This is a genomic window from Flavobacterium pallidum, assembly GCF_003097535.1.
GTDB classification, from domain to species: Bacteria; Bacteroidota; Bacteroidia; order Flavobacteriales; family Flavobacteriaceae; genus Flavobacterium; species Flavobacterium pallidum.
Genome location: NZ_CP029187.1, coordinates 1,519,772 through 1,532,624, shown reverse-complemented (window position 1 = coordinate 1,532,624; position 12,853 = coordinate 1,519,772). Strand labels below are relative to the sequence as shown.

The window sequence follows — 12,853 nt, the reverse complement described above, 5'->3', positions numbered from 1 at the left end:
TTTGAAAAAATTTAACGCTGCAATTATTTACTTTTGCCAAAACCCATTTTGTCATGTCAATAGAAGTCAGCAATATTTCAAAGCACTACGGAACCCAGAAAGCACTGGACAGCATTTCATTTACAGTAAACAAGGGGGAAATCGTTGGCTTCCTGGGTCCGAACGGCGCGGGGAAATCGACATTGATGAAAATCCTGACCACTTACCTCAGTGCTGATGAAGGTACCGCTGCGGTAAACGGGCATAACGTCAATACAAACCAGAGGGCGGTACAGCAATCCGTAGGTTACCTGCCCGAGCATAATCCGTTGTATCTCGATCTTTACATCCGGGAATATCTGGCTTTCAACGCCGATGTCTATAAAATGCCAAAGCAAAGGATTGAAGAAGTGATTGCACTGACAGGACTTTCGCCGGAAAGCCATAAAAAGATAGGGCAATTGTCTAAAGGATACCGGCAACGCGTCGGACTTGCAAATGCTTTACTACACAATCCGGACGTATTGATCCTTGATGAACCTACTACCGGGCTTGACCCGAACCAGTTGGTCGAAATCCGCAATGTCATCCGCAATGTCGGGAAGGACAAAACCGTTTTTCTTTCCACACACATCATGCAGGAAGTCGAAGCGATTTGCGACCGCGTGATCATAATCGACAAAGGCAAAATCGTTACTGACAAGAAACTGACCAACCTCAAGGAAAGGGCAGAACAGATCATTGAAGTAGAATTCGATTTCAAGGTCGAAGAACAATTGATTGCTGCGATTCCGGAATTGGTTTCTTACAAAAACATACACGACATGACATGGGAACTTACCTTCCGTTCAGAAGTGGACATGAGGCCTGCGGTGTTCGACTTCGCCAGCGCTAATGGATTGCGTACTTTGCAATTAAACCAAAAGAACAAAAACCTGGAGGCGATTTTCAGGGATGTGACAGGGAAGTAATTCGTAATTTTTAATCAAAAAACCTCCTTCGCAATCGCCTTGATATTCTCCGCTTTCCCCATCGAATAATAATGCAGTACCGGGATTCCGGCTTTGAGCAATTCCTGGCTTTGCTGAATGCACCATTCAATCCCGATTTGCTTCACGGCATCATTGTCTTTGGCTTTCACTACCGACATGATCAGCTCATCGGGCAAATCCACTTTAAAACGATGCGGGATCATATTAAGCTGTTTCTTTGTCGCAATCGGTTTCAGTCCCGGAATGATTGGGACCGTAATGCCTTCTGCACGGCATTTCGCAACAAAATCAAAGTACTTTTTGTTGTCGAAAAACATTTGCGTAATGATGTATTCCGCGCCGTTCCTGATTTTCTGCTTCAGGAAATAAATATCGCTGTCCGGGCTCGGCGCTTCCATATGCTTTTCCGGATAACCCGCCACACCGATGCAAAAGTCCGTCTGGGCCGAATTCTGCAAATCCGGATCGAGGTAAATGCCCTTGTTCAGGTTGTCAATCTGTGTCACCAATTCTGACGCATAATGATGCCCTTCTTTTTCCGGCCTGAAATAAATCTCGCTCTTGATCGCGTCGCCGCGCAGAGCCACGACATTTTGTATGCCAAGGAAATCGATGTCAATCAGGAAATTCTCGGTATCTTCTTTGGTAAAGCCGCCACATAGGATGTGCGGGATCGCATCCACCTGGTATTTGTTCTGTATCGCCGCACAAATCCCGACAGTTCCCGGGCGCTTTTTCACGATTTTTTTCTCCAGCAAACCGTTCCCGAGTTCCTTAAATTCGAATTCCTCGCGATGGTAGGTCACATCGATAAACGGCGGATTAAACTCCATCAGCGGATCGATGCTGTCAAAAATCGAACGGATGTTCTGCCCTTTCAACGGCGGTAGTATTTCAAACGAAAACAGTGATTTCCCCTGGGCGTTTTCTATATGTTGCGTGACTTTCATTTCATATGGGTTCAGGGTTCAGGGTTTAGGTCTTGGGAATTATACCCTGTAGCCTGCGCCTTGAACCAATTATTATTTTTATTTTTTTGGCGTGCCCCTGCGGGTCGGGCTTTCCGCGGTGCACGGCACCTTGCTGCAATCCCTCACGCGGTCCCTGCGTCAATCGACGATGTTGGGGCCCAGCCACTTCTGTGCTTCGGCAGTCGAAATCCCACGGCGTTTCGCGTAATCCTGAACCTGATCCTCCTTGATTTTCCCCAACCCGAAATATTTACTTTGCGGATTTGCAAAATAATATCCCGACACCGACGATGCCGGCCACATTGCCATATTCTCGGTCAGCTTTACCCCGATATGGCTTTCGACATCGAGGATTTTCCAAATCGTCGGTTTTTCCAAATGGTCAGGACAGGCCGGATAACCCGGCGCAGGGCGTATTCCTTTATATTCTTCTTCTATCAGTTCTTCGTTTGTCAGGTTTTCATCGGAAGCGTACCCCCAGGACTCCTTCCGGACTTTTTCATGCAGGTATTCCGCAAAAGCTTCCGCAAGCCGATCCGCCAATGCTTTGACCATAATGGCGTTGTAATCGTCAAGGTCTTTTTCGAATTCCGCCGCCCATGTTTCCACGCCAAAACCTGTGGTAACGCAAAATGCCCCGATAAAATCTTTTTTGTTTGACGCTTTTGGCGCAATAAAATCGGCTAAAGCGAGATTCGGTGCGCCTTTAGTCTTTTGCGACTGCTGGCGCAGGGTTAAGAATTTATCGACGATGTTTCCCTTAACATCACGGATTTCAATATCATCATCGTTAACCTGGTTTGCTTCAAAAACACCGAACACGCCTCTTGCGGTAAATCTTTTTTCTTCAAAAATCTGGGATAAAAGCTGTTTCGCATCCTTAAACAACGCTGTAGCTTCCTCGCCTACAATCTTATCGGTCAGGATGGCCGGATACTTCCCAAACAATTCCCATGTACGGAAAAACGGTGTCCAATCAATGTATGGGATTAATATTTCCGGGTCGACTTCAATGGTTTTTACACCTTGAAATTTTGGAAGGACAGGCTCGAAGTTTTCCCAATCCAGTTTCAGCTTATTATTTCTGGCATCTTCAATTTTCAGGAAATGCTTATCGCGTGCCCGGCTCAGGTATCCTTCCCTGAGTTCGTCATATTCGGCTCGTAACGTTTGGGCATACTCCGCTTTCCCGGCAGCATTGATAAGATTTCCGGCGACCGTAACCGCGCGTGAAGCATCGTTCACATGGATTACAGTATGGCTGTATTCCGGAGCGATTTTTACCGCCGTATGCGCACGCGAAGTCGTGGCTCCGCCAATCATAACAGGAATATTAATGTTGCGGCTTTCGAGTTCTCTGGCGAGGTACACCATTTCATCGAGCGAAGGCGTGATCAAACCGCTAAGCCCGATAATATCGACGTTTTCTTTTACAGCCGCTTCAATAATCTTTTCAGGTGGCACCATCACACCCAAGTCAATGATTTCATAATTATTGCAGGCTAAAACCACTGAAACGATATTCTTGCCGATATCATGGACATCTCCTTTTACAGTGGCCATCAGGATTTTGGCGTTGGTGCTTTTTACATTGTTTTTACTGGCTTCAATAAACGGAAGCAGATATGCCACCGCTTTTTTCATCACCCGCGCCGATTTGACCACCTGCGGCAAAAACATCTTTCCGCTCCCGAACAAATCCCCGACGACATTCATTCCTGTCATCAGGTTGATTTCGATTACTTCAATGGGTTTGGCAGCTGACAAACGGGCCTCCTCAACGTCCTTTTCAATAAATTCATCAATGCCTTTTACCAAAGCATGCGTGATCCTTTCCTGGACTGAACCGGAACGCCATTCCTGAACTACTTTTTCGGTGTTCTTGGTGTCTCCTTTAATATTTTCAGCGAAATCGAGTAATCTTTCCGTAGCATCTTCGCGGCGGTTCAGCAAGACATCCTCTACGCGTTCAAGCAAATCCTTTGGAATCTCATCATACACTTCCAGCATTTCCGGATTCACGATTCCCATCGTCATGCCATGTTGTATCGCATGATACAGAAAAGCCGAGTGCATCGCTTCACGCACTTTATCATTACCCCGGAAGGAAAAAGACACGTTGCTGACACCGCCGCTGACATGGGCATGTGGCAGGTTTTCACGGATCCATTTAGTCGCGTTGAAAAAATCAAGCGCATTCCGCTTGTGTTCTTCCATGCCCGTGGCCACTGGAAAAATATTCGGATCGAAAATGATGTCTTCAGCAGCAAAACCCACTTCGTTGACCAAAACATCATAAGACCTTTTACAGATTTCGATCCGGCGCTCGTAAGTATCGGCCTGGCCGTTTTCGTCAAAAGCCATTACGATGACTGCGGCGCCGTATCTTTTAATCAATTTCGCCTGACGGATAAAGTTGTCTTTCCCTTCTTTTAACGAAATCGAGTTTACCACACTTTTCCCCTGGGTCACTTTGAGGCCGGCTTCAATAATTTCCCATTTTGAGCTGTCAATCATCACCGGGACACGGGCGATGTCAGGCTCGGCCGCAATCAGGTTCAGGAAAACCGTCATCGCATAAACACCGTCAAGCATCCCTTCGTCCATGTTTATGTCGATGATCTGTGCGCCACCTTCAACCTGCGTACGGGCGATTTCAAGTGCTTCTTCATAGCGTTCCTCTTTTATGAGGCGCAGGAATTTCCTGGAGCCAGTGACATTGGTCCTTTCACCAATATTGACAAAATTCGTTTCAGGAGTAACAATCAGCGGCTCGAGTCCGGATAATCTTAAATATTTGTTTTGAGGCATCAGGCGTTTTCTAAAATGGGTCTTGGCTTAAATTGTGCAGCGACTTCGGCGATCAGTTTGATATGCTCCGGCGTTGTCCCGCAGCAACCACCGATGATGTTAATGAGATTATCGGTCAGATATTCCCTGATAAGCAATTGCATTTCTTCCGGGGTCTGATCATATTGCCCGAATGCATTTGGAAGTCCGGCGTTAGGATGCGCGGAAATATTCAGGCTGGTATTCCTGGCCAACCTTTTAAGATAAGGCTTGAGCTGATCTGCTCCCAAAGCACAGTTAAATCCTATACTCAATAAAGGTAGATGTTCAATCGAAATTAGAAATGCTTCCACGGTCTGCCCGGACAATGTCCTTCCGGAAGCGTCGGTAATTGTTCCGGAAACCATTACAGGGATGTCAGATCGACGTTCTTCTTTGACCTCTTCAATCGCGAATAAAGCAGCCTTGGCATTCAGCGTATCGAAAATGGTTTCGACCAGTAAAAGATCACAGCCACCGTCTAATAAGGCTTCTGTTTGCTGTCTGTACGCCACCCTGAGCTCGTCGAAAGTGATGGCACGGAATCCCGGATCATTGACGTCAGGCGACATGCTGGCAGTCCTGTTCGTTGGCCCTATCGATCCTGCTACAAAACGAGGCTTATCAGGATTTGCAGCGGTGAATTCATTGGCTACTTCACGCGCAATTTTAGCAGATTCGAAATTAAGTTCGTAAACAAAATCCTCCAGGTGATAATCGGCCATTCCAATTGTAGTTGACGAAAAAGTGTTGGTCTCAACGATGTCGGCCCCGGCTTCAAAATAAAGTCTGTGAACCTCGCGAATAGCTTGTGGCTGGGTAAGTGATAAAAGGTCGTTGTTCCCTTTCAGTGGAAATGCAAAATCTTTAAAACGGCTCCCACGGAAATCGTCTTCAGAGAAATTGTAACGTTGCAGCATGGTGCCCATAGCGCCGTCGAGCACGAGGATTCTTTTTTGGATAATATCATGAATTCTTGACATACAATAAATTTATATTTATGAATGTCATCAGGAAAGCAGAAAATACAATAAAGTATTTATGTTGTTATCTATCCGGAAACCGGTAGAATGTAGCACCTTCTTTATAGGTAAAGGGTTGCTAAGGCTTCAACGGGTCTAATCCCTCTGCCTTTCGTGATAACTTTCAATAAAGTAATGAACGCTGCAAAGTACGTGATAAGAAACTGTTCCCGCAACATTTCAGGCAAAATATTCCGAAAACGTTTTAGTTCGAACCAAAAAAAAGCCCGCTATATAGCGGGCCTTAGTTTATAAGAAAGGAAAAAATTATTTTTTCACGATTTTCTTTACAGCAGTACCTTTATCAGAAGTGATGTTCAGCATGTAAACACCTGAAGACAAATCTGAGGTATTGATTTGAATATTGGAAGAAGCCACAAAGTTGTTGTTTTTCACTGTGCGTCCTTTCAAGTCCGTAACTTTAACATTGGTAATCAAAGCATCAGTAGTGTTGCTGATGTTTACAGTGCTAGTCGCAGGGTTTGGATATACTGCGAATTGCGATGCAAAAACATCTTCAGTACCCAATACCTGACTAACTGTCACGTTGTCAAGGAAAGTAGCTTGTGTACCTGCATTTACAACATTTGTAGAGTGGAAACCTAAGAAATAAGTTCCAGCTGTAGTTGGCGTGAAGTTAAAAGTCTTCTGTGCAAAAGCTACGTCTGTTACAGTCTCAGCAGCGATTGGAATAGTCATTCCTGCAACATCCTGTGTTGTACCTGCTTTTAATTCATATGTTGTTGAACCTGTACTTCCAGTTGCCAAATAGTTTCTTATATAATAAGTAACTGTTACCGGTGAATTGGCAGCAAGGTTAAGTCCTCTTGAAAGCAACCATACATCATTATTTCCGTCAGCTGCAGCACCTGCAAAAACCAAAGCAGAGCGCTCTCCTTCCTGAGTCAATGGCGTATTTGGACCAGCATTATAAACCCTCCATGCCTGACCTGCATAGCCCGTAGGAGCATCCTGTGTCCAGCCTACGAAACCAAAATTAGCCTCTTCAAAACTTGTGTTGTAAGGTACGGAAGCAACGTCAAACTCAGTTGAGAAAGAGATAGGCCCTTCCCAAATGCTGTAGTCACCCAATCCACAGTCAGTCCTGATGTAAAAGTCATAAACTGAATTCGGGCTCAAAGTAGACAAGACAACGCTTGTGTCAGTAGTTGATATCAAAGTACCTGTTCCCTGAGTGAATCCGATTGGACCCCATTCAAATTGATATCCTTCAGGTAATCCCTGCGCAGGAGCCGTCCATCCCAAAGCAACCGAAGTTGTTGTAGGTGCAGGAGGTACATAAGTGAATCCTGTTGGTGCAAAACAACTTACAGGCGTAAAAGTAAACTGCCATGAAAATCCTACGTTATCTTGCCATCTGTTATCCCATTCGATATAATAAGTCGTTCCTGCAGTAACCACTAAATCTGCAATCAAAGACCTGTAATCAGCCGCAGCAGAATCATCATTAAAAGCCACGCAGGCCAGCGTTCCACAAGTTCCTGAAAATACGTGAACTGCAGTATCCACTCCGGTAGTTCCACCAGGGTTCACAGCAAGGGTCGCATCAACCTTAATCATACCTCCTGAAGGAGCGGTAAATTTATACCACTTTCCATTAGGTGCAGTATCCGAATTACATCCGTTAACATACGTACCTGAAGCAATCGGTGCCATAACATAAGTCGATCCCGAAGTTACTGTAGTGGCGGCCGCACACGAAGCACCCTGTGCAAAAGCACCGGCACCAGTCAGGGCAATCCCAAATAATAGTAATAGTTTTTTCATAATTTTTAATTAATTGATTTAATGAACGGTAAAAGTAATCCTTTTTTGAAATAAAAAAAACTTATTTTCAAATCCTTGTAAATTTTAAGAAACGGTTTCATACATTTGCAGGCGAAAATTAAAAAAGAGGAGAAATTTGACTGATTGCAACCTCATGAAAAAATGCTAAAGCAAGTTCCCTTCTTTAGCCTGCGCAATCGACAAGACCCTCCGGAATTAAATAAAAAAATCAATTTTTATGGCTTATTTGTTCACCTCGGAATCTGTTAGTGAAGGACATCCCGACAAAGTTGCCGATCAGATTTCTGACGCTTTAATTGACAATTTCCTTGCTTTTGACACTGATTCAAAAGTGGCCTGTGAAACACTTGTGACAACCGGTCAGGTAATCCTCGCCGGAGAAGTAAAGTCAAAAACATATCTCGATGTACAGCAGATCGCCAGGGATGTCATTAAGAAAATAGGATACACCAAGAGTGAATATATGTTCGAGGCCAATTCCTGCGGCGTTTTATCTGCTATCCATGAGCAATCACAAGATATCAATCAGGGTGTTGACCGTGCAAACAAAGAGGATCAAGGGGCCGGAGACCAGGGGATGATGTTTGGTTATGCCACCAATGAAACTGCAGATTATATGCCATTGGCACTCGACCTGTCACATAAATTACTTCAGGAACTGGCGGAAATGCGCCGTGAAAATTCCGAAATCACTTACCTGCGGCCTGATGCAAAATCACAGGTAACGCTGGAATACGACGACAATAATAAACCTTCACGTATTGACGCGATTGTAATATCAACGCAGCACGACGATTTTGACGAGGAAGCTTTGATGCTTTCAAAAATCAAGAAAGACATTATTGAACTGCTTATCCCGAGGATTATCGGGAAATATCCACAATACGCGCATTTGTTCAACGACAAAATCGAATACCATATCAATCCGACCGGCAAGTTCGTTATAGGCGGGCCACATGGCGATACCGGCTTGACAGGCCGCAAGATCATCGTAGATACTTATGGTGGCAAAGGCGCACATGGTGGTGGAGCATTTTCAGGAAAAGACCCGAGTAAAGTTGACCGCAGCGCAGCGTACGCTACAAGGCATATCGCCAAAAACCTCGTTGCTGCCGGCATTGCAGATGAAATCCTGGTACAGGTTTCCTATGCCATCGGTGTAGCCAAACCAATGGGTATTTACATCAATACTTATGGCACTTCAAAAGTAAGCCTGAGCGATGGTGAAATTGCTAAAAAAGTCGAGGACATTTTCGACATGCGTCCCTATTTTATCGAACAAAGGCTGAAATTGAGAAACCCGATTTACAGCGAAACAGCTGCTTACGGCCACATGGGAAGGAAACCGGAAACCGTAACCAAGACTTTTAAAAGCCCGACAGGCGAGACTAAATCATTAACGGTCGAATTATTCACCTGGGAAAAACTGGATTTCGTTGACAAAGTAAAATCAGTTTTCGGATTGTAATCTGAAGAATATAAATACAGGAGCCCGGCATTAGTCGGGCTTTTTTTATTATTTTGCAACAGACAAAACAACGATGTACGATAAATTCATCCGCCCTTTACTGATACAACCTGCAACAGGACTGATCTCCAATCCGAATTACCTGATGTTGCTTGCATTTTTCAACGGCGCACTACTGATGAATTTCCATTCCATCTACAGGAAAGACCTCAGCTTTATCATAGTCTTGCTTTTCTTTGGAATCATTTCCATGATCAATATCAGGTATTGGTGGGCCTCTGTTGCGAATGGTGTTTTTACGATGGTGCATTTCGGCGGCAAATTCCCAAGAATGGCCAACCATTCCAATCTCGAATTCTTCATAGAAATCATCATTCTGGTGCTGCTGCTGGCTAAAATAGCAAACCGGCGTTTTTCAATACCGCCCAACATGGCAGCTACGCTTTTCCGGTTTTCTCTAATCACAGTCTATTTCTACACCGGTTTCCACAAACTCAATACCGATTTTTTCAACAGCAATGTGAGCTGCGTCAATGACATCAATACTTATGCACTTTCCATACTCACTTCAAAACCGATTGCGCTTTCTTCAGGAATATCCGGTTTTTTCCAATACGCAACCATTTTTACAGAAATCATTGTTCCTTTTGGCCTGCTTTGGACAAAAACCCGAAAATACAGCGCCATCATTTTACTGTCATTCCATATTTACCTTGGGCTGACTGTTTTCGGGGATTTTTCAGCGCTGGCCTGTTTTCTGATCCTGGGCTGCCTTGTTGATTTTGAAGCGGCAAAATTCGATTTCAGGCTATTAAAATACATCCGTACTTATTTATTCCTCATCATCGCAACGAACTTACTCAAACCCTTTCTGGACAAATACATCGTTGCCCAACATGTCCCGCACATTCACGGTGCCATATTCAATATCGGTGCCATATTGTTTTTTATATTTTACCTGAAAAATTATCAACCCACAGGCAGCAAGCTGAGCCGAAAAGAATATATATTGCCCGCCTGTTGCTGCCTGCTGATTAGTGTTTGGTCGATGAAAACCTACATCGGTCTTGGAAATTCTGCAAACCTCACGATGTTCAGCAACCTGGTTACCGAAAAAAGCAGGAGCAATCATTTGCTGATTGACACCCGTAAAACCAAAATTTTTGATTTTGAAGAAGACAATCTCCTCATCCTCAAATTAGATCAGCGGCTGCAAAAGGAAAAAGTCGAAGGATTTATGTTGCCTGTAACCGAATTTCGTCATCGTGCGGCCAATTGGGTTAAAAGCCACCCCAAATGGAAAATAAGCTGCACCCTCGTTTATAAAGGCGATACCACCAGGTTTGCCGACCTCAGTAAAACTGATTTTATCAGGACAAAATGGTGGTACCGCTATTTGAATTTCAGGAAAATACAGCCTAACGGCTCTTGTAAATGCCTTTGGTGATTAATAAGTGCCCTGTTTCATTTTTTGAAGGATCTCCTCATATTTTAATTTGATTTCGGGATCGTCAAGTTCCCCAGCGGCCGATGCGGCGCGCTCTTCGGTAAAAATTGCTTTTTGCTTTTGCCCATTCAGGTAATACAGTTGCGCCAAGGTATCGAGGTAATAGGCATTCTTAATTTCAATCCTCAAACTTGCCTCGGACCAACGGATGGCTTCCTTAAGGTCGGCAGGGCCCAGCCTGTGTTCTACAACATACCACGCCAGATTGTTGGCCGTGTTGGCAAATTCATATTTAAAACTCTGCCAGTCGTTACTCCCTGAAAATGAATCGCTGAAAGCCCGGTCCAGATTTTCAATAATGCTGCTGTCCGACTTGATTACCGAGTTAAAAAACTTCGCGTAAGCATCAAGATACTCGCGCTCGGTTTCGGGTGAAACCCCATTCTGCACAAAGTAAAAATACGATTGCTGCAAAAGCGGATCCCCGCCTGACAACGCAACATATTTTTTGTAATAATCTCGCAATTTATCCTGCTGCGGCTTATCTACGGATTCTGCATAAGCCTGCGCTCCGAAGAACGCATTGAGCAAACTATCGACATCATTCCCGTCATAATGCCATGCTGTATCATCTTCTCCGCTGAAGCCCGCTTCTGCTTTCTTAATTTCTGCCCTGTGCGCAAAAACATAATCAAGGAAATCGAACGTGACTCCGGAAAGTTCATTTTTGCTTTCACTGAAAAGCTTCGAAGTCAAACCATTGTTGCTGATTTCATTAAGCCCTGCATCGATATAATCCTGATTGTAAGCATTCGATTTCTTGTAAAACGCAACGATTTGTGCCCATTTTGCCTTTACGGCTTCAGGCGTTGTTTTTAATTTGTAGAGATTTTCCCTGTCGCCGATGACACTTTCATGCACCTCATAATCATAAACGGCAGTTGTAGTGTCAACTGCCTCCACGACAGCCTCATTCTCAATATACGTGGTTTGCGCACCTGAAGCGGCATAAGGTTTTTCCATATGGACTCCAGCCCTAAAGATTTTGGCCAATTCAGGCACAGTAGCCTTTTTGTTAGAAACCGCACGGTCGAATTTCAGGTAGTCATCAGCTTGTTTCAATTCGCTGTAAATGGAATTATAGCTACTGAAATACCCTGATTTTTTCAAGGTTGACGACGTATGGTAAATCAGATCCCCATCGGCATTATAAATCAGGATTTGCGGTTTTTTAGCGTCAAGCTTATTTTTCGAAAGCTGATTTTTATCCTTATCTGACGCATGGTAAAAATTGAAATGGTCTTCACTTTCCACGTATTCTGAGTTCATGGCGTAGCCCAATTCCGTTTCCGCACGCTTTATGAATTTATCGAAATCCGCCTGGCTGTTCTTATTTTCATAATCAAAATCCACAACAAGGAATTTGTTTTTGGATTTGGCTATCGCTTTCTGCGCCTCTGTAAAAGATTTGTCGATAGTGTATTTAAAGGTGTATGAAGGCGTGTTTTCTTCAATCACTCCTTCAAGGATTTCATCAGAATCGGGTACAAATCCGGCATTCTTGGCAAAATCCTTGTCTTCAATCAACTGCGCCGATAATTTATTCGAAGCTTTTGCCTGGCCATTCTCCTCCTTAAAAACAAAAACCAGCGGCGATTTACCTTCCGTCATTACCAACTGGTCTTTTTCATTTTTATAAATCCTGAAATTCATGTCGCCCATCTTGTTGACATCAAACTCTACATCCACTTCGGACACGTCGTCAGGGATTTCAAACTTAGAGATGATGGTGGGGTTTTCGGTATTTCCCCTTGAGAAGTAATTTTTGTAGTTCAGCAGATACAAATATTTCGTCCTGTCGATTTTAATCGATACCGGCTCACTGTTCGTATATTCATCCGTTTCTGCATTGGCGGTCTTGATGTAATCACGTGCGCTCTTATACTCCGGCGGACGCGAATCGCTGTGTTGTGTCCCGATGAAAACACTCCGTAAAAAATAGCGTGATGTCATGCCCCGGAAAGTAAGTGTCAGCGCAGTGGCATTTTTAGCTGTTGCCACGGGCGTGACGGCAAAATCCCCTTCAGTCGATTTTTTTGTCTTCAGCCGGAGCGTATCGCCCTCCTTTTCAAAATCACCATGCAGGAACACCAGTTCATACGTGTTGTTGTCGTTGACACGCAATAAGAAATTAGTCCCCATACTGTTCGACTCATACACGCCGGGCCTGACATCTTTGGTTTGGGCAAAAGCACCACAGAGAGGCAGCATTAAAAGCAATAGCTTTTTCATATTTGTGATTGTTTTTTTTTGAAGCAGAAAGATATTGTTTTTTT

At 44.1% G+C, this 12,853-nt stretch carries 8 protein-coding genes and 1 riboswitch; of the genes, 3 read left to right on the top strand and 5 right to left on the bottom strand.

All coding sequences use genetic code 11. From position 1 onward, the window contains the following. Window positions 1-53: 53 nt before the first annotated feature. The gene (gene gldA, locus HYN49_RS06130; protein WP_108903297.1) at window positions 54-950 is read left to right on the top strand and encodes a gliding motility-associated ABC transporter ATP-binding subunit GldA; all 897 of its coding nucleotides are present in this window, start codon (window positions 54-56) and stop codon (window positions 948-950) included. 14 nt (window positions 951-964) lie between these two features. Here the strand turns inward: gldA and metF are convergent, their stop codons facing one another. From metF to HYN49_RS06110, 4 genes are all read right to left on the bottom strand, one after another. Then, window positions 965-1,921: a methylenetetrahydrofolate reductase [NAD(P)H] gene (gene metF, locus HYN49_RS06125; protein ID WP_108903296.1), complete on the bottom strand. Its 957-nt coding sequence runs from the start codon at window positions 1,919-1,921 to the stop codon at window positions 965-967. Window positions 1,922-2,080: 159 nt separating this feature from the next. After that, on the bottom strand, window positions 2,081-4,753 hold the full coding sequence (gene metH, locus HYN49_RS06120) for a methionine synthase (RefSeq protein ID WP_108903295.1): 2,673 nt from the start codon (window positions 4,751-4,753) through the stop codon (window positions 2,081-2,083). Further along, window positions 4,753-5,754 carry a homocysteine S-methyltransferase family protein gene (locus HYN49_RS06115; protein WP_108903294.1) on the bottom strand — a complete coding sequence of 334 codons (1,002 nt, stop codon included), beginning with the start codon at window positions 5,752-5,754 and terminating at the stop codon, window positions 4,753-4,755. Before HYN49_RS06115 ends, metH begins: the two co-directional genes overlap by 1 nt. A gap of 61 nt (window positions 5,755-5,815) precedes the next feature. After that, a riboswitch (SAM riboswitch) is annotated at window positions 5,816-5,917 on the bottom strand. Window positions 5,918-6,060: 143 nt separating this feature from the next. Beyond that, window positions 6,061-7,581, bottom strand: coding sequence for a T9SS type A sorting domain-containing protein (locus tag HYN49_RS06110; RefSeq protein ID WP_108903293.1), 1,521 nt, complete (start codon window positions 7,579-7,581; stop codon window positions 6,061-6,063). 238 nt (window positions 7,582-7,819) lie between these two features. Here HYN49_RS06110 and metK point away from each other — a divergent pair, with 238 nt between their 5' ends. Together metK and HYN49_RS06100 are read left to right on the top strand one after the other, a co-directional pair. Next, window positions 7,820-9,070, top strand: coding sequence for a methionine adenosyltransferase (metK, locus tag HYN49_RS06105; RefSeq protein WP_108903292.1), 1,251 nt, complete (start codon window positions 7,820-7,822; stop codon window positions 9,068-9,070). Window positions 9,071-9,143: 73 nt separating this feature from the next. Then, entirely contained in the window at window positions 9,144-10,517 is a 1,374-nt protein-coding gene (locus HYN49_RS06100; RefSeq protein WP_108903291.1) for a hypothetical protein, read from the top strand. Here HYN49_RS06100 and HYN49_RS06095 read toward each other — a convergent pair whose 3' ends face one another. After that, window positions 10,518-12,809 carry a tetratricopeptide repeat protein gene (locus HYN49_RS06095; RefSeq protein WP_146185057.1) on the bottom strand — a complete coding sequence of 764 codons (2,292 nt, stop codon included), beginning with the start codon at window positions 12,807-12,809 and terminating at the stop codon, window positions 10,518-10,520. It lies immediately after the preceding gene. Between the last annotated feature and the right edge of the window lie 44 nt (window positions 12,810-12,853).